This is a genomic window from Enterobacter cloacae complex sp. P2B, assembly GCF_014895985.1.
GTDB classification, from domain to species: Bacteria; Pseudomonadota; Gammaproteobacteria; order Enterobacterales; family Enterobacteriaceae; genus Enterobacter; species Enterobacter bugandensis.
Genome location: NZ_JADBQQ010000017.1, coordinates 30,301 through 56,114 on the forward strand (window position 1 = coordinate 30,301; position 25,814 = coordinate 56,114).

Consider the following 25,814-nt stretch of genomic DNA (forward strand, 5'->3'; position numbering starts at 1 on the left):
GTTTGTCATTGAATGAGCGGCATTTTGCGTAAACTTGCGCCACTTGGCAACCAATTAGAGAGACAGGTCACATCTATTGTTAAACGCTGAAGTCGATTTTATTTCGACGCAAACGGTTTCGTCGGCGCTCAGGATTCTCTATAATGACGCCCGTTTTCCCCCCTTGCGCACACTGTAAGCGCCCCGGCGCTTCGAAGACGAGAGACTTATGATGGAAATTCTGCGTGGTTCGCCTGCACTGTCTGCCTTCCGTATTACCAAACTGCTGGCACGTTTTCAGGCGGCCGACCTTCCGGTAAGCAATATTTACGCTGAGTATGTCCATTTTGCTGACCTGAATGCCCCCCTGAATGCAGAGGAGCGCGTACAGCTGGAACGCCTGCTCAAGTATGGCCCAAATCTGAGCAGCCATACGCCAACCGGCAAACTGATCCTTGCGACGCCGCGTCCGGGCACCATCTCCCCCTGGTCTTCCAAAGCCACCGACATTGCCCACAACTGCGGCCTGAGCCAGATTAACCGTCTGGAGCGCGGCGTAGCGTACTACGTCGAAGCCTCTACCCTGAGCGACGCGCAGTGGCAGGCGGTTGCGGCTGAATTGCACGACCGCATGATGGAGAGCGTGTTTGCCTCTCTTGATGACGCACAGAAGCTTTTCTCCCATCATCAGCCTGCGCCGGTACAGAGCGTGGACCTGCTGGGGCAGGGCCGCCAGGCGCTGATTGACGCCAACCTGCGTCTCGGCCTGGCGCTGGCAGAAGACGAAATTGACTACCTGCAGGACGCGTTCGTTAAGCTCAACCGCAACCCGAACGACATCGAACTCTACATGTTCGCGCAGGCCAACTCTGAGCACTGCCGCCATAAGATTTTCAATGCCGACTGGATTATCGACGGCGAACAGCAGCCGAAGTCGCTGTTCAAAATGATCAAAAACACCATGGAACAAACCCCTGACCACGTGCTGTCTGCCTATAAAGACAACGCCGCGGTGATGGAAGGTTCCGAGGTGGGCCGCTTCTTCGCCGATCGCGAAGCAGGGCGCTATGACTTCCATCAGGAGCCTGCGCATATTCTGATGAAAGTGGAAACCCACAACCACCCGACGGCCATTTCTCCGTGGCCGGGTGCGGCGACCGGCTCCGGCGGCGAAATCCGTGACGAAGGGGCGACCGGTCGTGGGGCGAAACCAAAAGCGGGTCTGGTCGGCTTTTCCGTTTCTAACCTGCGCATCCCTGGCTTTGAACAGCCGTGGGAAGAAGATTTCGGCAAGCCAGAGCGCATCGTGACCGCGCTGGATATCATGACCGAAGGTCCGCTGGGCGGCGCGGCGTTTAACAACGAATTTGGCCGTCCGGCGCTGAACGGTTACTTCCGTACCTACGAAGAGAAGGTGGACAGCCACAACGGCGAAGAGCTGCGTGGCTACCACAAACCGATCATGCTGGCGGGCGGGATCGGCAACATCCGTGCCGATCACGTGCAAAAAGGCGAGATCGTCGTCGGCGCGAAGCTGATCGTGCTGGGCGGCCCGGCGATGAACATCGGTCTGGGCGGCGGTGCGGCCTCCTCTATGGCCTCCGGCCAGTCTGATGCGGATCTCGACTTCGCGTCCGTGCAGCGTGACAACCCTGAGATGGAGCGTCGCTGCCAGGAAGTGATCGACCGCTGCTGGCAGCTGGGCGATGCTAACCCGATTCTGTTCATCCACGACGTGGGCGCGGGCGGTCTGTCCAACGCTATGCCGGAGCTGGTGAGCGACGGTGGTCGCGGTGGCCGTTTCAACCTGCGCGATATCCTGAGCGATGAGCCGGGCATGAGCCCGCTGGAAATCTGGTGTAACGAATCCCAGGAGCGCTACGTGCTGGCGGTTGCGGCCGACCAGCTGCCGCTGTTTGACGAGCTGTGCCGCCGCGAACGCGCGCCGTATGCCGTCATCGGTGAAGCAACCGAAGAGCAGCACCTGACTCTGAGCGACACCCATTTCGACAACCAGCCTATCGATCTGCCGCTGGACGTGCTGCTCGGTAAAACGCCGAAGATGACCCGCGACGTGCAGACCCGTAAAGCGGCGGGCAAAGCGCTGGATCGCCAGGGCATCACCGTGGCGGAAGCGGTGAACCGCGTACTGCACCTGCCTGCTGTGGCAGAGAAAACCTTCCTGGTGACCATCGGCGACCGTACCGTGACCGGTATGGTATCCCGCGATCAAATGGTTGGCCCGTGGCAGATCCCGGTGGCGAACTGCGCCGTGACCACCGCGAGCCTCGACAGCTACTACGGCGAAGCGATGGCGCTGGGTGAACGCGCCCCGGTGGCGCTGCTGGACTTCGCCGCCTCTGCACGACTGGCGGTTGGTGAAGCGCTGACCAACATCGCGGCGACGCAGATTGGCGACATCAAACGTATCAAACTTTCCGCGAACTGGATGGCGGCAGCCGGTCACCCTGGTGAAGACGCTGGCCTGTATGAAGCCGTGAAAGCGGTGGGTGAGGAACTGTGCCCAGCCCTCGGCCTGACCATTCCGGTGGGTAAAGACTCCATGTCGATGAAAACCCGCTGGCAGGAGGGTAACGAGCAGCGCGAGATGACGTCTCCGCTGTCGCTGGTGATCACCGCGTTTGCCCGCGTGGAAGACGTGCGCCATACCGTTACGCCGCAGCTGGCGACCGAAGATAACGCCCTGCTGTTGATTGACCTGGGTAAGGGCCACAACGCGCTGGGCGCCACCGCACTGGCGCAGGTTTACCGTCAACTTGGCGACAAGCCAGCCGACGTGCGCGACGTGGCGCAGCTAAAAGGTTTCTACGACGCAATTCAGGCGCTGGTGGCACAGCGCAAGCTGCTGGCCTACCATGACCGTTCCGACGGCGGCCTGCTGGTGACCCTGGCAGAGATGGCCTTCACCGGCCACTGCGGCGTGGAAGCGAACATTGCAACGCTTGGCGAAGACCGCCTGGCGGCGCTGTTTAACGAAGAGCTGGGTGCGGTGATTCAGGTTCGCGCCGCAGACCGCGAGGCGGTGGAAGCGATTCTGGCGAAGCACGGTCTGGCAGACTGCGTCCACTATCTGGGGAAAGCCGTTCAGGGCGACCGCTTCGTCATTGAGGCCGACGGTCACGCCGTGTTCAGCGAAAGCCGCACCACGCTGCGCATGTGGTGGGCAGAAACTACATGGCAGATGCAGCGCCTGCGCGATAACCCGGAATGCGCCGATCAGGAGCATAACGCGAAAGCGAATGACCAGGATCCTGGCCTGAACGTGAAGCTCTCCTTCGACATCAACGAAGACATCGCTGCGCCGTACATTGCGACCGGCGCGCGTCCGAAAGTGGCCGTGCTGCGCGAGCAGGGCGTTAACTCCCACGTTGAGATGGCGGCAGCCTTCCACCGCGCGGGCTTTGACGCTATCGACGTCCACATGAGCGACCTGCTGGCCGGGCGTATCGGTCTGGAAGATTTCCATGCGCTGGTGGCGTGCGGCGGTTTCTCCTACGGCGACGTGCTGGGCGCAGGCGAAGGCTGGGCGAAGTCCATTCTGTTTAACAGCCGCGTGCGCGACGAGTTCGAGACCTTCTTCCATCGTCCGCAAACCCTGGCGCTGGGCGTGTGCAACGGCTGCCAGATGATGTCTAACCTGCGCGAGCTGATCCCGGGCAGCGAATCCTGGCCACGCTTTGTGCGCAACCAGTCCGACCGCTTCGAAGCGCGCTTCAGTCTGGTTGAAGTGACTCAGAGCCCGTCTCTGCTGCTGCAGGGGATGGTTGGCTCTCAGATGCCAATCGCCGTTTCCCACGGCGAAGGTCAGGTAGAAGTGCGCGATGCGGCCCATCTGGCGCAGCTCGAGAGCAAAGGCCTGGTGGCGCTGCGCTTTGTCGATAACTTCGGCAAGGTCACGGAAACCTATCCGGCGAACCCGAACGGCTCCGTCAATGGTATTACGGCGGTGACCAGCGAAAGCGGTCGCGCGACCATCATGATGCCGCACCCTGAACGCGTGTTCCGTACCGTGAGCAACTCCTGGCACCCGGAAAACTGGGGCGAGGACAGCCCGTGGATGCGTATCTTCCGCAACGCGCGTAAACAGCTGGGTTAAGATGTAAAGCAGGTACTTTGTAGGCCCGGTGAGCGTAGCGCCACCGGGTTTTTTTATGCGTGTCGCAAAATTGCGACAAAGATGGTATAGGGCTGTCTCCAATTGGAGACACTTAACCCATTGATTTATATATGGCCGGACAGGTTCCCGTTAAGGTGTTGCTTAATAGCGACACTTAGCCTGGAAATCATTCAGCGCACAATAAATAGATTAAACGAATAAAAGATATATATTTCAAAGTGTTAATATTTTGTTTTGCATTCTGGCATGGGTGTTGCATAATATCAACCAGTGGCTCATTCACCTTCTTATGTCAGCCCCTTCGGGACGTGCTACATAAACTTCGAATGACGCACAAAAAGGTGCCTGCCGTCCAACTACTGATCATAGCGATGCTTTATCAGGCCAGGGCGAAACGTCGAGTTAGGCACCGCCTTATTCCATAACAAAGCCGGGTTTTTACCCGGCTTTGTTGTATCTGAAGGGCAGACTCAGTTACGCTCTCCGTAAACCCCCATGAAGAGAGTAATGCGTTGAAACGCTGGCCCGTTTTTCCCCGCTCCCTGCGACAGCTCGTGATGATGGCCTTTCTGCTGATCCTGCTGCCGCTGCTGATCCTCGCCTGGCAGGCATGGCAGAGCCTCAACGCGCTGAGTGCCCAGGCGGCACTGACGAACCGCACCACGCTTATCGATGCCAGACGCAGTGAAGCGATGACCAACGCCGCGCTGGAGATGGAGCGTAGCTATCGTCAGTACTGCGTGCTCGACGATCGGACGCTGGAGAAGGTCTACCAGAGCCAGCGCAAGCGCTACAGCGAAATGCTGGATGCCCACGCGGGCGTGCTGCCGGACGACAGACTGTATCAGGCGTTACGTCAGGATCTGAACGATCTCGCGCAGCTGCAGTGCCAGAACAGCGGCCCGGATGCGGCTGCCGCCGCGCGCCTTGAGGCATTCGCCGCCGCCAATACCGAAATGGTGCAGTCAACGCGCACGGTCATTTTCTCTCGCGGCCAGCAACTGCAGCAGGAGATTGCCGAGCGCGGCCAGTTCTTCGGCTGGCAGGCGCTGGTGCTGTTCCTGGTGAGCCTCGGGCTGGTGCTGCTCTTTACCCGCATGATCATCGGCCCGGTGAAGGGTATTCAGCGTATGATCAACCGCCTGGGGGAGGGGAAATCGCTCGGGGATACGGTTGCCTTTAAAGGCCCGCGCGAGCTGCGATCCGTCGGGCAGCGCATTATCTGGCTATCCGAGCGCCTGGCGTGGCTGGAATCCCAGCGTCATCAGTTCCTGCGCCATATTTCCCATGAGCTGAAAACCCCGCTGGCCAGCATGCGTGAAGGAACGGAGCTGCTGGCGGACGAGGTGGCAGGGTCGCTTACTCCGGAGCAGAAAGAGATTGTCGAAATTCTGGACGCCAGCAGCCGCAACCTGCAAAAGCTGATCGAGCAGCTTCTGGATTACAACCGCAAGCTGGCTGACGGGACGGTGGTACTGGAAGAGGTGGAGATTGAGCCACTGGTGGATATGGTGATCTCCGCCCATAGCTTGCCGGCAAGAGCTAAAATGATGCATACCGGGGTGGAGCTGAATGCGCCGACATGCCTGGCTGAACCCATGCTATTAATGAGCGTTCTGGATAATCTTTACTCCAATGCGGTGCACTATGGTACTGAATCCGGTAACATTTATATCCGAAGTTATACGAAGGGCTCCCGGGTGTTTATTGACGTCGCAAACACCGGCACCCCGATCCCCGATGACGAAAAAACCATGATCTTCGAACCCTTTTTCCAGGGGAGTCATCAGCGGAAAGGCGCGGTAAAAGGAAGCGGTCTGGGATTAAGCATTGCTCGGGACTGCATACGACGCATGCAGGGTGAGCTAAACATTGCCACGGACGAACGTTCAGATGTTTGCTTCCGTATTGAACTGCCCCTGAGCCGGAAAAATTAATAAAATGAATCTATATCTGGTGAGTATGTCACACGTCTTTTTCCGCGCCATACGCGCGGTGTTTTCCAGCAAAGCGGGTCGCCTGAGTCTGCCCTGTTTAGTTCTGGCGGGGTGCGTTTCCCATGCGCCGCAAAGTGCGATAAGCGGTAAACAGGAAGACAAATGGCCCGATAACCAGCTGGCGGATTTCCTCTCTACCCGCTGTGAGGATATCTGGAATCTGTCAGGGCATGATGTCGAAAATAATCCGCTGTTCTGGCTGCGCGGAATAGATTGCGCCCAGCGGCTTGCGCCGGTAGACGCCCGCATGAAGGCGGCGATGCTGGATGAAGACACCTGGCAGGACGCTTTCAAGCGTGGGATTTTACTGGCCGATGCGAAAATTACACCCGTTGAACGTCGGGCCAACGTGACCCGTCTGGACACGTTTGTGATCAATCTTCCCGCACAGGTGCGCCCGGTATACCAGCTCTGGCGGGATGGGCAGACGTTACAGCTGCAGTTGTCTGAAGAGCGCTCCCGCTACAGCAAGCTACAGCAGTCAACTGACAGCGAGCTGGATACGCTGCGCCAACAGCAACAGCATTTACGTACTCAGCTGGATACCACGACGCGAAAGCTGGAAAACCTGACCGATATCGAAAGACAGCTCTCGTCGCGTAAATATCAGCCGGGTAGTTCATCTGCTGCACCGGACAGCGATATGCCGAAACAAGAGGATGTGAAGCATGACGAGCCGTAAACCAGCCCATCTCTTACTGGTGGATGACGATCCCGGCCTGTTAAAGCTGCTGGGGATGCGTCTGGTCAGTGAAGGCTACACCGTGGTGACCGCGGAAAGCGGGCAGGAGGGGCTTAAAGTCCTCAGCCGCGAAAAGATTGACCTGGTGATCAGCGACCTGCGGATGGACGAAATGGATGGCATGCAGCTGTTCGCCGAAATCCAGAAGCAGCAGCCTGGCATGCCGGTCATTATCCTGACGGCGCACGGGTCAATCCCGGATGCCGTCGCCGCAACCCAGCAGGGCGTGTTCAGCTTCCTCACCAAGCCGGTAGATAAAGACGCGCTCTACAAAGCTATCGACAGCGCGCTGGAGCACGCCGCGCCCTCCGGAGGCGACGCATGGCGTGAATCTATCGTCACCCGCAGCCCGATAATGCTGCGTCTGCTTGAGCAGGCGCGAATGGTCGCACAGTCAGACGTCAGCGTGTTGATTAACGGCCAGAGCGGAACCGGGAAAGAGATCCTGGCGCAGGCGATCCACAACGCCAGCCCGCGCAGTAAAAATGCTTTTATCGCCATTAACTGCGGTGCCCTCCCAGAGCAGCTTCTTGAGTCTGAACTTTTTGGCCATGCCCGCGGCGCATTTACCGGCGCGGTAAGCAGCCGGGAAGGGCTGTTCCAGGCCGCGGAAGGCGGCACGCTGTTCCTCGACGAGATTGGCGACATGCCTGCGCCGCTGCAGGTCAAACTGTTGCGCGTACTTCAGGAGCGCAAAGTGCGCCCGTTGGGCAGCAACCGCGATATTGATATTAACGTGCGAATCATTTCCGCTACCCACCGCGACTTGCCCAAAGTGATGGCCCGCAACGAGTTCCGTGAAGATCTCTACTACCGTCTGAACGTGGTGAACCTGAAGATCCCGGCGCTGGCGGAGCGTGCGGAAGATATTCCGCTGCTGGCGAATCACCTCCTGCGCCAGGCGGCAGATCGGCATAAACCGTTCGTGCGCGCCTTTTCGACTGATGCGATGAAACGGCTGATGGCCGCCAGCTGGCCGGGTAACGTGCGCCAGCTGGTGAACGTGATTGAGCAGTGCGTGGCGCTGACGTCCTCGCCCGTTATCAGCGATGCGCTGGTGGAACAGGCGCTGGAAGGGGAGAACACGGCCTTGCCGACGTTTGCGGAAGCGCGTAACCAGTTCGAGCTGAACTATCTGCGCAAGCTGCTGCAGATCACCAAAGGCAACGTGACCCACGCGGCGCGGATGGCCGGACGCAACCGCACCGAGTTCTATAAGCTGCTCTCACGCCACGAGCTGGAAGCAAACGATTTTAAAGAGTAATGCCGTATGGTACTGTGAGCAATCGATTACGAGGCAGCTTACAGGCAAGAGTTTAAGGACCCACCATGAAAAAGATTGATGCGATTATTAAACCTTTCAAACTGGATGATGTACGTGAAGCGCTGGCGGAAGTAGGCATCACCGGGATGACCGTGACGGAAGTGAAAGGTTTTGGTCGTCAGAAGGGCCACACCGAACTTTATCGTGGCGCAGAGTACATGGTCGACTTTCTGCCGAAAGTGAAAATTGAAATCGTGGTCAGCGACGATATCGTCGATACCTGCGTGGATACCATTATCCGCACGGCGCAGACGGGCAAAATTGGCGACGGGAAAATCTTCGTCTTTGACGTGGCGCGCGTGATCCGTATCCGTACCGGCGAAGAAGACGACGCCGCGATTTAACCATTCGCCACCCGGCGAAAAAAAAGCCCCTCGAACGAGGGGCTTTTTGCGTTACAGCACCTTATGCGGCCCGAAACATTCGTAATGAATGTTGTCTTTATTCACGCCCAGCTCAACCAGCTGCTTCGCGGCATACTGCATAAACGCCACCGGTCCACAGACGTAGAACTGCATTTCCGGCGCGCTAAACGCCCCTTCCATCTGGCTTAAATTCATCAGTCCTTCGCTGTCAAAGCGTGCGGCAGTGCGGTCTGGCTCCGTCGGCAGGCGATACCAGGTATGCGCGGTGAAACGCGGCAGGGTCGCTCCCAGCGCTTTCACTTCATCCGCAAAGGCGTGCACGTCGCCGTTCTCCGCTGCGTGGAACCAGTTAACCTGCGCGCTGTGGTTTGCTTTCGCCAGCGTATCCAGCATCGCCAGCATTGGCGTTTGGCCCACGCCCGCGGAGATCAGCGTGACCGGGGTATTGGTTTCAATGGCCATAAAGAAGTCGCCCGCCGGCGCGGCCAGATGGACCACGTCGCCCACGCTCGCTTCGTTATGCAGCCAGTTGGATACCTGACCGCCGTCCTCGCGCTTCACCGCAATGCGGTAGCCTTTGCCGTTTGGTTTGCGGGTCAAAGAGTACTGGCGGATCTCCTGATGCGGGAAGCCTTCAGGCTTCAGCCATACGCCCAGATACTGGCCCGGCTGGTAATCGGCCACCGGCTGGCCGTCAACCGGCTCAAATTCAAAACTGGTGATAAGCGCGCTGCGTGGCGTTTTCTCGACGATACGGAAGGCGCGCGTTCCTTCCCAGCCGCCGTTCTTGCTGGCGTTTTCGCTGTAGATCTGCGCTTCACGGTTGATAAACACGTTTGCCAGCACGCCGTAGGCTTTACCCCAGGCGTCCAGCACCTCCTGGCCCGGGCTGAACATTTCGTCCAGCGTTGCCAGCAGGTGAGCGCCGACGATGTTGTACTGCTCGGGTTGGATCTGGAAGCTGGTGTGCTTCTGGGCGATTTTTTCCACCGCAGGCAGCAACGCCGCCAGGTTTTCGATATTGCTGGCGTAGGCCGCGATGGCGTTGAAAAGCGCTTCACGCTGATCGCCGTTACGCTGGTTGCTCATATTGAAAATCTCTTTGAGCTCCGGATTGTGCGTGAACATGCGATCGTAGAAATGGGCGGTAAGTTTAGGGCCGGTTTCCACCAGCAGGGGAATGGTGGCTTTAACGGTAGCGATGGTTTGAGCGTCGAGCATGGCAGCTTCCTTCTGATATTACCTAATGATGTATTTTAAATGCATCTTATAAAAAATACCCATGCTTTGTAAATGGTTCTTTGCAAGATGAAAAATACGCATCACAAACCTGAAAAGAAATCCGCTGGAAATAGTGAGATCTTTATTCCTCAAACCCTTGCGTGGCGTGAAGGAAAACGTTTGCGTAAAATCGTTTGTCAAGACCTGTTATCACAGAACTATTCAGTTATACTGTTGCCCGTCGTCCAACAGGACTGCCTTTTCAGGCCAAAATTTACTTGTTAGCTGAGTCAGGAGATGCGGATGTTAAAGCGTGAAATGAACATTGCCGATTATGATGCCGAACTGTGGCAGGCTATGGAGCAGGAAAAAGTACGTCAGGAAGAGCACATCGAACTGATCGCCTCCGAAAACTACACCAGCCCGCGCGTGATGCAGGCGCAGGGCTCTCAGCTGACCAACAAATACGCTGAAGGTTACCCGGGCAAGCGCTACTACGGCGGTTGCGAGTACGTTGATATCGTTGAGCAGCTGGCTATCGACCGTGCGAAAGCACTCTTCGGCGCTGACTACGCGAACGTTCAGCCGCACTCCGGCTCTCAGGCTAACTTCGCTGTTTACACCGCGCTGCTGCAGCCGGGCGATACCGTTCTGGGTATGAACCTGGCGCAGGGCGGCCACCTGACTCACGGCTCCCCGGTTAACTTCTCCGGCAAACTGTACAACATCATTCCTTACGGTATTGATGAGTCCGGTAAAATTGACTACGAAGACATGGCGAAGCAGGCTAAAGAGCACAAGCCGAAGATGATCATCGGTGGCTTCTCTGCTTACTCCGGTATCGTTGACTGGGCAAAAATGCGTGAAATCGCAGACAGCATCGGCGCGTACCTGTTCGTTGACATGGCGCACGTTGCGGGCCTTATTGCCGCAGGCGTTTACCCGAACCCGGTTCCTCACGCTCACGTTGTGACCACCACTACTCACAAAACCCTGGCGGGTCCACGCGGTGGCCTGATCCTGGCGAAAGGCGGTGACGAAGAGCTGTACAAAAAACTGAACTCTGCCGTGTTCCCAAGCGCGCAGGGCGGCCCGCTGATGCACGTTATCGCCGCAAAAGCGGTCGCGCTGAAAGAAGCGATGGAGCCAGAGTTCAAGGTGTATCAGCAGCAGGTTGCTAAGAACGCCAAAGCGATGGTGGAAGTGTTCCTGAACCGTGGCTACAAAGTGGTATCCGGCGGGACTGAAAACCACCTGTTCCTGCTGGACCTTGTTGATAAGAACCTGACCGGTAAAGAAGCTGACGCTGCCCTGGGCCGCGCCAACATCACCGTGAACAAAAACAGCGTGCCAAACGATCCGAAGAGCCCGTTCGTGACCTCCGGTATCCGTATCGGTTCTCCGGCCGTGACGCGTCGCGGCTTTAAAGAAGCGGAAGTGAAAGAGCTGGCTGGCTGGATGTGTGACGTTCTGGACAACATCAATGACGAAGCGGTTATCGAGCGCGTCAAAGGTAAAGTTCTGGATATCTGCGCACGCTTCCCGGTATACGCATAATTCCTCTGCTTTGCAGAAATAAAAAAGGCCGCGCTTGCGGCCTTTTTTTATGGCTTAACGCCGGTCCAGGGAAATGGCCCCCGGTCCCACAATCGCCAGCAAAATAAACGCGCCAGCAATACTGACGTTCTTGTAGAAATTAATCATATTCGGCACAACCGCATCTCCGGTCATATCCCAGTAGTGGTGACCGATAATCGCCGTGCCCAGCGTATAGAAGATAAAGAGCACCGCCAGGGGGCGGGTGAAAAAGCCGAGCACGATCAGGATAGCGGCGGGAACCTCCATTACTACGGCGATAATGGCCGCCAGCATCGGCATGGGGGCGCCGAGCGACGTCATATACTGAACGGTGCCGCTAAACCCCGTCAGCTTGGGATAGCCAAAAATAATAAACAGGACAACGATGGCAATACGGGCAATCAATAGCAGGAAGGAGCGTGAGGAGCCGAAATCGAAATAACGTAAGCTGTTCATGGCAAACGACCTCTTCAGGCGATGTCTTTTAAACGTAATACAATTTTGCCGCTCACGCCATACGCCGACCGGCTGTCCAGGACGTTAATTTATCGTTAATTTATAGCGCGCTAACGACTTGCTAAAGTGCAGGATAAACGCCAGACTATCGCCTCCATTTCGGGAGGGATTCATGGTCTTGCATTCCACGCGCTGGCTGGCGCTCAGCTACTTCACCTACTTCTTTAGCTACGGTATTTTTCTGCCTTTCTGGAGCGTCTGGCTCAAGGGAATTGGTTTGACGCCAGAAACCATCGGCATTCTGCTGGGCGCGGGGCTGGTGGCGCGTTTCCTCGGAAGCCTGCTGATTGCCCCCCGCGTCAGCGATCCCTCCTTACTGATTAAAGCGGTGCGCATTCTGGCCCTGCTGACGCTGGTCTTTGCGGCCTGCTTCTGGGTCAGCCATCAGTTTGCCTGGCTGATGGTGGTGATGGTTGGCTTTAATCTGTTCTTCTCCCCGCTGGTACCCCTGACGGATGCGCTGGCGAACACCTGGCAAAAGCAGATCACCATGGATTATGGTCGCGTGCGCCTCTGGGGATCGATTGCCTTCGTGATCGGCTCGGCGTTGGTGGGGAAACTGGTCAGCCTTTACGACTACCGCGCGATTCTGGCGCTGCTGAGTATCGGTATTGCCTCGATGCTGCTGGGCATGCTGCTGCGCCCGTCGGTGATGCCGCAAGGGGAGAGTCGCCATCAGGAGAGCGCCGGCTGGCCCGCCTGGCGGAGCCTGGTGGCCCAGAGCTGGCGTTTTCTGGCGTGCGTCTGTCTGCTTCAGGGGGCGCATGCGGCGTACTATGGCTTCAGCGCCATCTACTGGCAGGGGGCGGGCTACTCGGCCTCTGCTGTCGGTTACCTGTGGTCGCTGGGGGTGGTGGCAGAAGTCATTATTTTCGCCCTGAGCAAAAAGTTGTTCCGCCGCTTCGGCGCGCGCGATCTGCTGCTGCTTTCCGCGGTCTGCGGCGTGGCGCGCTGGGGGATTATGGGCTGGACGACCGAACTGCCGTGGCTGATTATGGCGCAGATCCTTCACTGCGGCACCTTCACCGTGTGCCACCTGGCGGCGATGCGCTATATCGCGGCGCGCGAGGGCGGGGACGTGATCCGTCTGCAGGCGGTCTACTCTGCGGTGGCGATGGGCGGCAGCATTGCGGTGATGACGGTCTTTGCGGGCTTTCTGTATCAGCATCTGGGACACGGCGTGTTCTGGGTCATGGCGCTGGTGGCGCTCCCGGCGATGTTTGTTCGACCGAAAGTGGCCGCTCGGGCGTAGCTACGATTCCAGCATGGCGCGAATATGTTCCTGCTGCTGCGCGTTAAGTGATTCAACCGCGTGGATCAGCGGCGGCGAGAACAGCGGCAGCACGGTAGGATAGGGGGTGATAACCAGCGCGGCTTCGCGCGGTGCCCCCTCTTTCTGGAACGCCTGCAGCGTCAGATAGCGAATGTTGAGCGGCAGCAGGGTTAATTCGCGCAGCTGCTGTTCAATCACCTCCTCACAGGATTTATCCTCCCCGGTCAGCAGCACTACCTGTTTTTCATGCAGATCGGTCTCCTGCATCAGCCAGGCGCCGAAAATAACCGCTACCAGCGCCATCTCTTCATCGGAGAACCGCAGCCCAAATTCGGCTTCCAGCTCAAAGAGTGCCTCTTTCGTGGTGCGTAACAGCCGGGGATAGAGACGGTGAATTTCCTCGGGCAGGCTATTGTCGATGCCGATCTCAAACAGCGAGCGGTCCAGCGCCTGAGCCAGATGGATATACAGCTGATCGGTCAGCCCCTGCTCATCGCTGAAGTTCATCCCGGTCTGGGAGCGGAAACGGGCCACCATGCGCACAATGGCGCGGCGCAGGCGCTGATCCTGCTGGTGTTTATCGAGCACCGGATCGGGCGTGCGGAGCATCATAAACAGCAGCGCCAGAAACAGCTGCTCGTCCACGTGCGCGCCCTGCGGCACGCGCCGCTTCCAGTGACGAACAATCTCCTGCGCCGTAAAATACTCTCCCCGCGACTGGGTCCAGTTGCGCTGCGCGTGGGAAAACTGCGGCGTATTCCCTAAGTGGTGCTGGATGAGGCAGTATTGCAAGTAGAGCTGTAAGAACTGGACGTCCCGGCATTCAAACTGACGCTGCAGCTTGCGTGAGCAGAAGCCGATCAGCGCCCGCAGATTAGCATCGTCGTAGAGCGGCCGCGCGATGCCGTGCTGTTTAAGCGCGGTTTTTAAGGCTGGGGTAAACTGGTGCGAGACAAACTGCGGACAAAGGCGGAGCGCCCTGCGCAGCCAGTGCAGCAGACATAAACGCTGATTCAGGGCAGTGCCTTCAATTCGGTAGCTGCCGTCATGGTGCGTGACGATATCCAGCCGGTGATAGCGCTGGATTTCATCGCGCGTCTCGGCTATATCTTGCCGTGCCATGACCTCGTCCACGCCGTTGGCAGCGATTATGCTCTGTGCGGTGACGGCAGCATCGGGCAGGTAAAGCATCAAAAGCACCTGGCAGCGGCGCTGCGAACTGGAAAGCACAGATGGAATTTCAAGCGTCGTCATCATCTGTCGGGTATCCAGTGTGAATGTTTGATAAGAATAGCTAAAGGATGGGCGCTGAAAAGCGCGCCGGCAGGCCTTTCACTCAGGATTGCTGGGGAACATCACAGAATTTTTGACGTGAGGAATTGATGCAGACAGTTAAACAAAATGCGATGGCGTTATTTTTGGCGGTTATCACCTTTACCGCCAGCGCACATCCTCACAGTTTTATCAGCCTGAAAACCGAGCTGGTCACCGACGGCACGCAGCTGAGCGGCCTGAAAATGCGCTGGACGATGGATGAAATCACCTCGGCGGATCTGCTTTATGATGCGGGTAACGCGAAGCCGGGCGACGAAATCTGGAAAAAGCTGGCGGCAGAAGTGATGGCCAACGTGCTCGGGCAGCACTACTTCACCGAGTTCTGGCATAACGGACAAAAGGTGAAGTTCCTCAATCGCCCGACAGAATACGGCATGTCCCGCGACGGACATCAGGCGGTGCTGACGTTCGTGCTTCCACTGGCGCATCCGCAGCCGCTGGCAGGACAAACCTATACGTTTTCTACCTTTGACCCAACGTACTACGTCGATATGAGCTACGCCGAGGACAGCGACGTGCAGCTTCCTGCGTCGTTGCAAAAAACCTGCAACATTACGGTTCACACCCCGAAGCCCAGCGAAGAGACGCTGAATTTTGCTGTCTCTCTTGATAAAGAGGATGCCCCACCGGAGGACATGGAACTGGGTAAACAGTTTGCGCAGAAGGTAACGTTACAATGTCAGTGATCTCCTCTCCGGTACGAAAGCCGCGCCGCTGGCTGCACCTCTGGCCGCTGGCGCTTTTTCTACTGCTCGCCGTTTGCGGTTCGCTCTGGCTGTGGCAGGCCTGGCCGCAGGTGATGATGAAAAGCATCATCTGGCAGCGTGAGGTCAACCAGCAGATGAGCGGGCTGCTGAAGGCGGTGGCAGAGAACCCGACCAAAGCGGGCGGTTCCCTGCTGGCGTTCAGCTTTATCTATGGCGTGCTGCACGCGCTGGGGCCGGGGCACGGCAAAATCGTTATTACCACCTGGCTTGCCACCCATCCGTCGAAGCTGAAATCAAGCATTGGCCTGACGCTGGCCTCTTCGCTGCTTCAGGGGGGCGTGGCGATTGCGCTGGTGGTGGTTGTGCTTTCGCTATTACAGCTTCCCGCGCGCCAGCTGCACCTGAGCAGCTTCTGGCTGGAGAAGGGCAGCTATGCGCTGGTCGGCGTGCTGGGGCTGATCCTCTGCTGGCGGGCGCTGAAAAAGCTGCGCGCGCTGCTGCAAAAGCCCAAATTCAAAACCTTTACGCCGCACCACGTTCATGATGAACACTGCGGCTGCGGGCATCAGCATCTGCCGACGCAGGAACAATTACAGAGCGGTGACGACTGGCGCGCGCGGCTGATGATAGTTCTCTCTATGGGGATGCGCCCGTGCTCGGGGGCAATCATGGTGCTGCTGTTCAGTAAAGTGATTGGCGTGTTCGGCTGGGGCATGCTCTCGGCGCTGGCGATGGCGGCAGGAACCTCTCTCACCATTTCGTCTTTGGCGTTGCTGGTTCACAGCTTCCGTCAGCTTGCGGTAAAACTCAGCGGCAATAAAACGCCGGTACTGTGGCGGCAGGTAGGATGGACAACGCTCGCGCTGGCGGGGGGAGTGATTCTGCTGGTGGCGGCGGTAACGATGTGGATGAGCGCGGCGCCGTTTAGCACCCTCTCCCCTTTGGGGAGAGGGCTGAGATGAGGAGATTAACGCTTCAGCGCATCGCTCAGCTCGTCACGCATGTTGGCCAGCATGGCTTTAACAACGCGTGGGTTACCCGCAACGATGTTGCCGGTGGTCATGTAGTTGTGGCCGCCGGTGAAGTCGCAAACAATCGCGCCTGCTTCACGTGCGATCAGCTCGCCCGCAGCGAAGTCCCACGGCTTCAGTGACAGTTCGAAGTAACCGTCAACGCGGCCGGTTGCCACGTAGGCCAGATCCAACGCAGCAGAGCCGGTGCGACGGAAGTCTGCGCATTCGGTGAACAGCTTGCCCAGGATATTCATATAGGTGGTTGCGTGCTGCTTCGCCTTGAACGGGAAGCCGGTCGCCAGGATGGTGCCGTCCAGATCGCGTGCATTGCTGCAGCGCAGACGGTAGCCGTTCAGCTGTGCGCCCTGACCGCGGGTCGCGGTGAACAGTTCGTTACGCATTGGATCGTAAACAACGGCGACTTCAGTACGGCCTTTAATGCGTACTGCGATTGACACAGAGAAGTGTGGCAGGCGTTTAACGAAGTTGGTGGTGCCATCCAGTGGATCGATAACCCATTGAACATCCTGATCGGTACCTTCATGTTCACCGCTTTCTTCGGTGATGATGGTGTGCTGCGGGTAAGATTTGCGGATCGTTTCGATAATAATCGCTTCTGCGGCTTTATCGACGTTAGTCACGAAATCATTGCTGCCTTTCTGGCTGGTTTCTACGGAGTCTGGCGTTTCGTAGTGTTTGGCAATTACATTACCCGCCTTGCGCGCTGCGCGCACGGCGATGGTCAGCATCGGATGCATCGGTCTCTCTCACTGGATGTTAAAGAACAGGAAAATCGGCGCAGAGTATAGCAGCGGGATCGGATTATGTCTCCCGTTTATGATAATATGCCCGAATATTCTTCAGACACTGAACCCAGACATCTAAAAATTATGCTGCAAAACATTCGAATCGTGCTGGTCGAAACATCGCACACCGGCAACATGGGCTCTGTGGCCCGCGCTATGAAAACCATGGGCTTAACGAACCTGTGGCTGGTTAATCCGCTGGTGAAACCAGACTCTCAGGCTATCGCCCTGGCGGCCGGGGCCAGCGACGTGATCGGTAATGCGCAGATCGTTGATACCCTCGACGAAGCGCTGGCCGGCTGCAGCCTCGTTGTCGGCACCAGCGCGCGCTCACGCACGCTGCCGTGGCCGATGCTGGACCCGCGCGAATGCGGCCTGAAAAGCGTCTCAGAAGCAGAGCAGGCGCCGGTTGCGCTGGTGTTTGGCCGCGAGCGCGTTGGCCTGACCAACGACGAACTGCAGAAGTGCCACTACCACGTGGCAATTGCCGCCAACCCAGAATACAGCTCGCTGAACCTGGCAATGGCGGTGCAGGTAATCGCCTACGAAGTGCGCATGGCATGGCTGGCGACGCAGGAGAAGCAGGCAGAACCGAAAGAAGAGACGGCCTACCCGCTGGTGGACGACCTTGAGCGTTTCTACGGTCACCTGGAGCAGACGCTGCTCGCTACCGGCTTCATCCGTGAAGGCCACCCTGGCCAGGTAATGAACAAGCTGCGCCGCATGTTTACCCGCGCGCGTCCAGAAAGCCAGGAGCTGAACATCCTGCGCGGAATTCTGGCGTCGATTGAGCAGAAGAATAAAGAGTAGTGCCGATTTCCCCCTCTCCCCGTGGGAGAGGGTTGGGGTGAGGGCATCAGGCCGCACCTATATTATGAAGGCACAGAAGGTTAAATACCTGACTAAAACAGTCAAGTAAATAGTTGACCATTTTAGTCAGGAATGTCAGACTTGGCCCTGCTATGCAATACCCCCATTTTACAATAAAAAACCCCGGGCAGGGGCGAGTTTGAGGTTAAGTAAGACATGAGACTGACATCTAAAGGGCGTTATGCCGTGACCGCGATGCTGGACGTTGCGCTCAACTCCGAAGCGGGCCCGGTTCCGTTGGCTGATATTTCTGAACGACAAGGGATCTCCCTCTCTTACCTGGAACAGCTGTTCTCCAGACTGCGTAAAAATGGACTGGTGTCCAGCGTTCGTGGCCCGGGCGGCGGTTATCTGCTGGGTAAAGACGCGGGCAGTATTGCGGTTGGCGAAGTGATTAGCGCGGTGGATGAATCCGTTGACGCAACCCGTTGCCAGGGTAAAGGCGGCTGCCAGGGCGGCGATAAGTGCCTGACCCACGCGCTGTGGCGCGATCTGAGCGACCGTCTGACCGGCTTCCTGAACAACATCACCCTCGGTGAACTGGTCAATAACCAGGAAGTTCTGGACGTATCAGGCCGTCAGCACAGCCATGATTCACAACGCAGCACCCGCGCGCAGGACGCTATCGACGTCAAATTACGCGCGTAATAAAACGATAAGTATTTCAGAATCAGGCCGGGGTGGTCACACCCCGCGTACTCGGTCGTACATCCAGCCGGTTGCCTGATTCCTTGCATTGAAGCGATGTACGGAGTTTATAGAGCAATGAAATTACCGATTTATCTCGACTACTCCGCAACCACGCCGGTGGACCCGCGTGTTGCCGAGAAAATGATGCAGTGTCTGACCCTGGACGGAAACTTTGGTAACCCAGCTTCCCGTTCACACCGTTTTGGCTGGCATGCTGAAGAAGCGGTGGATATCGCCCGTAATCAGATTGCTGACCTGGTGGGTGCCGACCCGCGTGAGATTGTTTTCACCTCCGGTGCGACCGAATCCGACAACCTGGCGATCAAAGGTGCAGCCAACTTTTATCAGAAAAAAGGCAAGCACATCATCACCAGCAAAACCGAACACAAAGCCGTGCTGGACACCTGCCGCCAGCTGGAGCGTGAAGGGTTCGAAGTGACCTATCTGGCGCCGCAGAGCAACGGTATTATTGACCTGAAAGAGCTCGAAGCGGCGATGCGTGACGACACCATCCTGGTCTCCATCATGCACGTTAACAACGAAATCGGCGTCGTTCAGGACATCGCGACCATCGGCGAAATGTGCCGCGCGCGCGGTATCATCTACCACGTGGATGCGACCCAGAGCGTGGGCAAACTGCCTATCGACCTGAGCCAGCTGAAAGTAGACCTGATGTCCTTCTCCGGCCACAAAATCTATGGCCCGAAAGGGATTGGCGCGCTGTACGTTCGTCGTAAGCCACGTATCCGCATCGAAGCACAGATGCACGGCGGCGGTCACGAGCGCGGCATGCGTTCCGGTACGCTGCCTGTTCACCAGATCGTGGGCATGGGCGAAGCGTACCGCATTGCGAAAGAAGAGATGGAAACCGAGATGGCGCGCCTGCGCACGCTGCGTAACCGTCTGTGGGACGGCGTGAAAGATATGGAAGAAGTGTATCTGAACGGCGATCTCGAGCAGGGCGCGCCGAACATCCTCAACGTCAGCTTCAACTATGTTGAAGGCGAATCGCTGATCATGGCGCTGAAAGACCTGGCCGTTTCTTCCGGTTCTGCCTGTACGTCTGCAAGCCTGGAGCCATCCTACGTGCTGCGCGCGCTGGGTATGACTGACGAGCTGGCACACAGCTCTATCCGTTTCTCTTTAGGTCGTTTCACTACCGAAGAAGAGATTGACTACACCATCAAGCTGGTTCGTAACTCTATTGGCCGTCTGCGCGACCTTTCTCCACTGTGGGAAATGTTCAAGCAGGGCGTGGATCTGAACAGCATTGAATGGTCACATCACTAATCGGTATATAAGGAGAATTCAATCATGGCATACAGCGAAAAAGTTATCGATCATTACGAGAACCCGCGCAACGTTGGCTCTTTTGACAACAGCGATGAATCTGTCGGTAGCGGCATGGTTGGCGCGCCGGCGTGTGGCGACGTAATGAAGTTGCAGATTAAAGTCAACAATGAAGGTATCATTGAAGACGCGCGCTTCAAGACCTACGGCTGCGGTTCTGCAATTGCGTCCAGCTCCCTGGTCACCGAGTGGGTGAAGGGCAAGTCTCTGGACGAAGCACAGGCAATCAAGAACACGGATATTGCTGAAGAACTCGAACTGCCGCCGGTGAAAATTCACTGTTCAATTCTGGCAGAAGACGCGATCAAAGCCGCCATTGCGGATTACAAAAGCAAACGTGAAGCAAAATAATTGAGGTTTGAGTATGTCGATTACCCTTAGCGACAGCGCTGCCGCGCGAGTAAGCTCTTTTCTGGCGAACCGTGGTAAAGGCTTTGGCCTGCGACTGGGCGTACGTACCTCCGGCTGTTCTGGTATGGCTTACGTACTGGAGTTTGTTGACGAGCCGGCGTCTGATGACACCGTGTTTGAAGACAAGGGCGTGAAGGTGGTGGTCGATGGCAAAAGCCTGCAATTTCTCAACGGCACTCAGCTGGACTTCGTAAAAGAAGGCCTGAACGAAGGGTTCAAATTCACGAACCCGAACGTCAAAGACGAGTGTGGTTGCGGCGAAAGCTTCCACGTTTAACCGCGCGTCATCCGAAACCCCACCGTGGCTTTGCTGCGCGTGGGGTTTGTTCTAACAGGCTACCCCTGAGATTGTTATGGATTACTTCACTCTCTTCGGACTACCCGCTCAATACCCGATCGATCTTCAGGCACTGACGGTCCGTTTTCAGGATCTGCAGCGTCAGTATCATCCGGATAAATTCGCCAGCGGGACGCAGGCAGAGCAGCTGGCTGCGGTATCGCACTCCGCGACCATCAACCAGGCCTGGCAGACGCTGCGCCATCCGCTGGCGCGTGCAGAATATCTGCTCTCGCTCCACGGCTTTGATCTGGCGAGCGAACAGCACACCGTGCGCGACACCGCGTTTCTGATGGAACAGCTGGAGCTGCGCGAAGAGCTGGATGAGATTGAACAGGCCAAAGACGAAGCGCGTCTGGAACGTTTTATCACGCGCGTGAAGGGCATGTTCGATACCCGCCATCAGCAGATGGTGGAGCAACTGAACAACGAGACCTGGGACGTGGCGGCAGACACTGTGCGCAAACTCCGTTTTCTCGATAAACTGCGAAGCAGCGCTGAACAACTCGAAGAAAAGCTGCTCGATTTTTAATTTCGGAAGCAATTATGGCCTTATTACAAATTAGTGAGCCTGGCTTAAGCGCCGCACCGCACCAGCGTCGTCTGGCGGTCGGTATTGACCTGGGCACCACCAATTCCCTCGTGGCGACCGTGCGCAGCGGCCAGGCGGAAACGCTGGCCGACGAGCAGGGCCGCCATCTGCTGCCTTCCGTGGTCCACTACCAGCAGCAGGGTCACGCGGTCGGCTATGACGCCCGCGCCAACGCCGCGCGCGATCCGGCCAACACCATCAGCTCCGTAAAGCGCATGATGGGCCGCTCGCTGGCTGATATCCAGACCCGCTACCCGCACCTGCCGTATCAGCTGCAGGCCAGTGAAAACGGTCTGCCGATGATTGCCACGGCGGCCGGTTTGCTGAACCCAATTCGCGTGTCTGCTGACATCCTCAAAGCGCTGGCGGCGCGCGCGACGGCGACGCTCGGCGGCGATCTGGACGGCGTAGTGATCACCGTTCCGGCCTATTTTGACGACGCACAGCGTCAGGGCACCAAAGACGCCGCGCGTCTGGCGGGCCTGCACGTGCTGCGCCTGCTGAACGAACCGACGGCGGCGGCGATTGCCTACGGCCTCGACTCCGGTCAGGAAGGGGTGATTGCGGTTTACGACCTCGGCGGCGGTACCTTTGATATTTCTATCCTGCGCCTGAGCCGCGGCGTGTTTGAAGTGCTGGCGACCGGCGGGGATTCCGCGCTCGGCGGCGATGATTTCGACCATCTGCTGGCGGACTACATCCGCGATCAGGCTGGCATCAGCGACCGCAGCGATGCGCGCGTTCAGCGCGAACTGCTGGATGCGGCCATCGACGCCAAAATTGCGCTGAGCGATGCGCAGTCGGTCAGCGTTAATGTCGCAGGCTGGCAGGGTGAAATCACCCGCGACCAGTTCAGCGAGCTGATTGCGCCTCTGGTTAAACGCACCCTGCTGGCCTGCCGTCGCGCATTGAAGGATGCGGGCGTGGAGGCTGACGAGGTGCTGGAAGTGGTCATGGTGGGCGGCTCAACGCGCGTGCCGCTGGTGCGCGAGCGCGTGGGCGAATTCTTTGGCCGCACGCCGCTGACCTCCATCGACCCGGACAAAGTGGTTGCCGTCGGCGCCGCTATCCAGGCCGATATTCTGGTTGGCAACAAGCCGGACAGCGAAATGCTGCTGCTGGACGTCATCCCGCTGTCTCTCGGTTTAGAAACTATGGGCGGCCTGGTGGAGAAAGTGATCCCGCGTAACACCACCATTCCGGTGGCGCGTGCGCAGGAGTTCACCACCTTCAAAGACGGCCAGACCGCGATGTCCATCCATGTGATGCAGGGCGAGCGCGAACTGGTGCAGGACTGCCGCTCTCTGGCCCGCTTTGCGCTGCGCGGCATCCCGGCGCTGCCAGCTGGCGGGGCGCATATTCGCGTGACCTTCCAGGTAGATGCGGACGGCCTGCTGAGCGTCACGGCGATGGAAAAATCGACCGGCGTGGAGTCGTCCATCCAGGTGAAGCCGTCCTACGGCCTGACCGATGGCGAAATCGCCTCCATGATCCAGGATTCAATGAGCTACGCCGAGCAGGATGTGAAGGCGCGTATGCTGGCTGAACAGAAAGTTGAAGCCGCACGTGTGCTGGAAAGTCTGAACGGGGCGCTCGCTGCCGATGCCGCGCTGTTAAGCGCCGCCGAGCGTCAGGTGATTGACGAGGCTGCCGCGCGCTTACGCGCAGTCGCCGAAGGCAATGACGCTGACGCAATAGAAGAAGCCATTAAAAACGTTGATAAACAAACCCAGGACTTCGCTGCTCGCCGCATGGACAAATCTGTCCGCGTCGCGCTGAAAGGCCAGTCCGTGGACGAGGTTTAATATGCCAAAGATTGTTATTTTGCCTCATGCGGACCTCTGTCCGGATGGCGCTGTTCTGGAAGCGAAGACCGGTGAAACCATTCTCGATGTTGCCCTGCGTGCAGGTATCGAAGTGGAACACGCCTGTGAAAAATCCTGTGCCTGCACCACCTGCCACTGCATCGTGCGTGAAGGTTTTGACTCTCTCGCCGAGAGCACCGAAGACGAAGACGACATGCTGGATAAAGCATGGGGTCTGGAGCCAGACAGCCGCCTGAGCTGCCAGGCCGCGGTGACCGATGAAGATCTGGTCGTGGAATTCCCACGCTACACCATCAACCACGCACGCGAGCATTAATATGGGACTGAAGTGGACAGACAGCCGTGAAATCGGTGAAGCGCTCTACGACGCGAACCCGGATCTCGATCCCAAAACCGTACGATTCACCGACATGCACCAGTGGATCTGCGATTTAGAGGATTTCGACGACGATCCAAACGCATCCAATGAAAAAATTCTGGAGGCGATTCTGTTAGTCTGGTTAGATGAAGCAGAGTAAATCACTTAACGGGCTGCCTTCAGGCGGCCCGTTTGCTAATAAGGATAAATAAAATGACCGAAGCGATGAAGATTACGCTCTCTACGCAGCCCGCCGACGCGCGCTGGGGCGAGAAAGCCAGCTACAGCATCAACAACGACGGTATCACCCTGCACCTGACGGGCAAAGATGATTTAGGTCTGATCCAGCGCGCCGCGCGTAAAATTGACGGCCTGGGCATTAAGCATGTCTCGCTGGAAGGCGAAGGTTGGGATACTGACCGCAGCTGGGCGTTCTGGGCGGGCTACAAAGGCCCGAAAGGCACCCGTAAAATTGAGTGGGCGAACCTCGATGAAGCCGGTCAGAAAGAACTGGAAAGCCGCCTGAAAATTATCGACTGGGTGCGCGATACCATTAACGCCCCTGCGGAGGAGTTAGGCCCTGAGCAACTGGCGCAGCGCGCCGTTGACCTGCTGTGCGGCGTGGCGGGGGATAACATGTCCTACCGCATCACCAAAGGTGAAGATCTGCGCGAGCAGAACTACATGGGCATCCACACCGTGGGCCGCGGCTCCGAACGTCCTCCGGTCCTGCTGGCGCTGGATTACAACCCAACCGGCGATAAAGAAGCGCCTGTCTTTGCCTGCCTGGTCGGTAAAGGTATCACCTTCGACACCGGCGGCTACAGCCTGAAGCAGAGCGCGTTCATGGATTCCATGAAGTCCGACATGGGCGGCGCGGCAACCATCACCGGCGCGCTGGCATTCGCCATCACCCGCGGTCTTAACAAGCGCGTGAAGCTCTACCTGTGCTGCGCGGACAACATGGTGAGCGGCAACGCCTTCAAGCTGGGCGACATCATTCGCTACCGCAACGGTAAAAATGTCGAAGTGATGAACACCGATGCCGAAGGCCGTCTGGTGCTGGCCGATGGCCTGATCGACGCCTCTGCCCAGAAGCCAGAGCTGATTATCGACATGGCGACCCTGACCGGCGCGGCGAAAACCGCCCTGGGCAACGACTACCACGCGCTGTTCAGCTTTGACGACAAGCTGGCCGCTCGCCTGCTGGCAAGCGCGGCTGCGGAAAACGAACCGTTCTGGCGTCTGCCGCTGGCCGAGTTCCACCGCAGCCAGCTGCCGTCTAACTTTGCCGAGCTGAACAACACCGCGAGCGCGGCGTACCCGGCGGGGGCAAGCACCGCTGCGGGCTTCCTGTCTCACTTCGTTGAGAACTATCATGAAGGCTGGCTGCACATCGACTGCTCCGCAACCTACCGTAAGGCGGCAGTTGAGCAGTGGTCCGCGGGCGCGACCGGTCTGGGCGTGCGTACCGTGGCGAACCTGCTGACGGCTGAGTGATCTTTTTTGCCCGGCGGCGCTGCGCTTGCACGGGCCTGTGGTTTTGTAGGCCGGGTAAGCAAAGCGCCACCCGGCGTTTATTGAAGTAGCCAAACTATGTCAGATACCAAAAACGAATTAGAAACCCTGCTGGAACAGGCGGCGACCGAGCCAGCCCATCGTCCGGCATTTTTCCGCACGCTGCTGGAATCCACCGTCTGGGTGCCGGGCACCGCGGCGGAAGGTGAGCAGGTAGTGGAAGACAGCGCGCTGGATCTGCTGCACTGGGAGAAAGATGACGGCACGTCGGTGATCCCGTTCTTCACTTCATTGGAAGCGTTGCAGGAAGCGGTAGAAGATGAACAGGCGTTCGTGGTAATGCCGGTGCGCACACTGTTCGAAATGACGCTGGGCCAGACGCTGTTCCTTAACGCTAAGCTGCCAACCGGGAAAGAGTTTACCCCGCGCGAGATCAGCCACCTGATTGGTGAAGAGGGTAACCCGCTTAGCACCCAGGAGGTGCTGGAAGGGGGCGAAACGCTGCTGCTGTCTGAGGTGGCCGAGCCGCCTGCGCAGATGATCGATTCCCTGACGACGCTGTTCAAAACGCTCAAGCCCGTCAGGCGCGCGTTTCTCTGCTCCATTAAAGAGCGCGCGGACGAAAAGCCGGTGCTGTTGATCGGTATTGAAGCCGATGGCGATTTCGACGAGATCGTTCAGGCGGCGGGAAGCGTGGCCACCGACACGCTACCGGGCGATGAGCCGATTGATATCTGTCAGGTGAAAAACGGTGAGAAGGGCATCAGCCACTTCATCACCGAGCATATCACGCCGTTCTACGAGCGTCGCTGGGGCGGCTTCCTGCGCGATCTCAAGACCAACCGCATCATCTGATTACGGCGGGGTG

Annotated in this window: 24 protein-coding genes; 20 read left to right on the forward strand and 4 right to left on the reverse strand. The window is 57.8% G+C overall.

The annotated features are described in order from the left end of the window. Positions 1 to 208: 208 nt before the first annotated feature. The 5 genes from purL (at position 209) to glnB (ending at position 8,524) form a co-directional block, all read left to right on the forward strand. Positions 209 to 4,096, forward strand: a complete 3,888-nt coding sequence (gene purL, locus IM313_RS15240; protein WP_192971198.1) for a phosphoribosylformylglycinamidine synthase — start codon at positions 209 to 211, stop codon at positions 4,094 to 4,096. A 533-nt stretch (positions 4,097 to 4,629) separates the two neighbouring features. Continuing rightward, complete coding sequence (gene qseE, locus IM313_RS15245; protein ID WP_127334645.1) at positions 4,630 to 6,054, forward strand: two component system sensor histidine kinase QseE/GlrK; 1,425 nt, start codon at positions 4,630 to 4,632, stop codon at positions 6,052 to 6,054. A 4-nt stretch (positions 6,055 to 6,058) separates the two neighbouring features. Continuing rightward, positions 6,059 to 6,796: a two-component system QseEF-associated lipoprotein QseG gene (gene qseG / locus IM313_RS15250; RefSeq protein ID WP_028014085.1), complete on the forward strand. Its 738-nt coding sequence runs from the start codon at positions 6,059 to 6,061 to the stop codon at positions 6,794 to 6,796. Beyond that, on the forward strand, positions 6,783 to 8,120 hold the full coding sequence (gene glrR, locus IM313_RS15255; protein ID WP_192971199.1) for a two-component system response regulator GlrR: 1,338 nt from the start codon (positions 6,783 to 6,785) through the stop codon (positions 8,118 to 8,120). The genes qseG and glrR overlap by 14 nt, the downstream gene beginning before the upstream one ends. Positions 8,121 to 8,185: 65 nt before the next feature. After that, complete coding sequence (gene glnB / locus IM313_RS15260) at positions 8,186 to 8,524, forward strand: nitrogen regulatory protein P-II (protein WP_003860685.1); 339 nt, start codon at positions 8,186 to 8,188, stop codon at positions 8,522 to 8,524. A gap of 51 nt (positions 8,525 to 8,575) precedes the next feature. Here the strand turns inward: glnB and hmpA are convergent, their stop codons facing one another. Then, positions 8,576 to 9,766, reverse strand: coding sequence for an NO-inducible flavohemoprotein (hmpA, locus tag IM313_RS15265; RefSeq protein ID WP_192971200.1), 1,191 nt, complete (start codon positions 9,764 to 9,766; stop codon positions 8,576 to 8,578). Between the two features lie 303 nt (positions 9,767 to 10,069). On the opposite strand from hmpA, the gene glyA reads away from it, so the two are divergent. Continuing rightward, positions 10,070 to 11,323, forward strand: a complete 1,254-nt coding sequence (glyA, locus tag IM313_RS15270) for a serine hydroxymethyltransferase (protein ID WP_025757663.1) — start codon at positions 10,070 to 10,072, stop codon at positions 11,321 to 11,323. A 54-nt stretch (positions 11,324 to 11,377) separates the two neighbouring features. Here the strand turns inward: glyA and IM313_RS15275 are convergent, their stop codons facing one another. Continuing rightward, a complete protein-coding gene (locus tag IM313_RS15275; protein WP_059358596.1) occupies positions 11,378 to 11,800 on the reverse strand; it encodes a DoxX family protein in 423 nt (140 codons plus the stop codon). 172 nt (positions 11,801 to 11,972) lie between these two features. Here IM313_RS15275 and IM313_RS15280 point away from each other — a divergent pair, with 172 nt between their 5' ends. Then, positions 11,973 to 13,112: a 3-phenylpropionate MFS transporter gene (locus IM313_RS15280; RefSeq protein WP_028014081.1), complete on the forward strand. Its 1,140-nt coding sequence runs from the start codon at positions 11,973 to 11,975 to the stop codon at positions 13,110 to 13,112. Here IM313_RS15280 and csiE read toward each other — a convergent pair whose 3' ends face one another. Beyond that, positions 13,113 to 14,390 (reverse strand): stationary phase inducible protein CsiE, encoded by a 1,278-nt coding sequence (gene csiE / locus IM313_RS15285; RefSeq protein ID WP_192971201.1) that lies wholly within the window; start codon positions 14,388 to 14,390, stop codon positions 13,113 to 13,115. 125 nt (positions 14,391 to 14,515) lie between these two features. On the opposite strand from csiE, the gene IM313_RS15290 reads away from it, so the two are divergent. Together IM313_RS15290 and IM313_RS15295 are read left to right on the forward strand one after the other, a co-directional pair. Then, positions 14,516 to 15,154 (forward strand): DUF1007 family protein, encoded by a 639-nt coding sequence (locus tag IM313_RS15290; RefSeq protein WP_028014079.1) that lies wholly within the window; start codon positions 14,516 to 14,518, stop codon positions 15,152 to 15,154. Then, positions 15,145 to 16,137: a nickel/cobalt transporter gene (locus IM313_RS15295; RefSeq protein ID WP_028014078.1), complete on the forward strand. Its 993-nt coding sequence runs from the start codon at positions 15,145 to 15,147 to the stop codon at positions 16,135 to 16,137. Before IM313_RS15290 ends, IM313_RS15295 begins: the two co-directional genes overlap by 10 nt. Before the next feature lie 5 nt (positions 16,138 to 16,142). Here IM313_RS15295 and suhB read toward each other — a convergent pair whose 3' ends face one another. Then, complete coding sequence (gene suhB / locus IM313_RS15300) at positions 16,143 to 16,946, reverse strand: inositol-1-monophosphatase (protein WP_028014077.1); 804 nt, start codon at positions 16,944 to 16,946, stop codon at positions 16,143 to 16,145. A 132-nt stretch (positions 16,947 to 17,078) separates the two neighbouring features. On the opposite strand from suhB, the gene trmJ reads away from it, so the two are divergent. The 11 genes from trmJ to sseB all read left to right on the forward strand — a co-directional run bounded on the left by trmJ (position 17,079) and on the right by sseB (position 25,801). Continuing rightward, positions 17,079 to 17,804, forward strand: a complete 726-nt coding sequence (gene trmJ / locus IM313_RS15305; RefSeq protein ID WP_028014076.1) for a tRNA (cytosine(32)/uridine(32)-2'-O)-methyltransferase TrmJ — start codon at positions 17,079 to 17,081, stop codon at positions 17,802 to 17,804. A 216-nt stretch (positions 17,805 to 18,020) separates the two neighbouring features. Further along, entirely contained in the window at positions 18,021 to 18,512 is a 492-nt protein-coding gene (gene iscR, locus IM313_RS15310; protein WP_008502158.1) for a Fe-S cluster assembly transcriptional regulator IscR, read from the forward strand. A gap of 117 nt (positions 18,513 to 18,629) precedes the next feature. Beyond that, entirely contained in the window at positions 18,630 to 19,844 is a 1,215-nt protein-coding gene (iscS, locus tag IM313_RS15315) for a cysteine desulfurase (RefSeq protein ID WP_003860663.1), read from the forward strand. 24 nt (positions 19,845 to 19,868) lie between these two features. Next, positions 19,869 to 20,255: a Fe-S cluster assembly scaffold IscU gene (gene iscU, locus IM313_RS15320; protein WP_003860661.1), complete on the forward strand. Its 387-nt coding sequence runs from the start codon at positions 19,869 to 19,871 to the stop codon at positions 20,253 to 20,255. Between the two features lie 13 nt (positions 20,256 to 20,268). Continuing rightward, positions 20,269 to 20,592 (forward strand): iron-sulfur cluster assembly protein IscA, encoded by a 324-nt coding sequence (gene iscA, locus IM313_RS15325; protein ID WP_003860659.1) that lies wholly within the window; start codon positions 20,269 to 20,271, stop codon positions 20,590 to 20,592. A gap of 76 nt (positions 20,593 to 20,668) precedes the next feature. Beyond that, positions 20,669 to 21,184: a co-chaperone HscB gene (hscB, locus tag IM313_RS15330; protein ID WP_045260178.1), complete on the forward strand. Its 516-nt coding sequence runs from the start codon at positions 20,669 to 20,671 to the stop codon at positions 21,182 to 21,184. Between the two features lie 14 nt (positions 21,185 to 21,198). Then, positions 21,199 to 23,049, forward strand: a complete 1,851-nt coding sequence (gene hscA / locus IM313_RS15335; RefSeq protein WP_045260179.1) for a Fe-S protein assembly chaperone HscA — start codon at positions 21,199 to 21,201, stop codon at positions 23,047 to 23,049. A 1-nt stretch (position 23,050) separates the two neighbouring features. Further along, on the forward strand, positions 23,051 to 23,386 hold the full coding sequence (fdx, locus tag IM313_RS15340) for an ISC system 2Fe-2S type ferredoxin (RefSeq protein WP_003860652.1): 336 nt from the start codon (positions 23,051 to 23,053) through the stop codon (positions 23,384 to 23,386). Between the two features lies 1 nt (position 23,387). Continuing rightward, a complete protein-coding gene (gene iscX / locus IM313_RS15345; protein WP_003860650.1) occupies positions 23,388 to 23,588 on the forward strand; it encodes a Fe-S cluster assembly protein IscX in 201 nt (66 codons plus the stop codon). 53 nt (positions 23,589 to 23,641) lie between these two features. Continuing rightward, complete coding sequence (gene pepB / locus IM313_RS15350; RefSeq protein ID WP_041908707.1) at positions 23,642 to 24,928, forward strand: aminopeptidase PepB; 1,287 nt, start codon at positions 23,642 to 23,644, stop codon at positions 24,926 to 24,928. 96 nt (positions 24,929 to 25,024) lie between these two features. After that, positions 25,025 to 25,801: an enhanced serine sensitivity protein SseB gene (sseB, locus tag IM313_RS15355; protein WP_032648693.1), complete on the forward strand. Its 777-nt coding sequence runs from the start codon at positions 25,025 to 25,027 to the stop codon at positions 25,799 to 25,801. Positions 25,802 to 25,814: the final 13 nt, after the last annotated feature.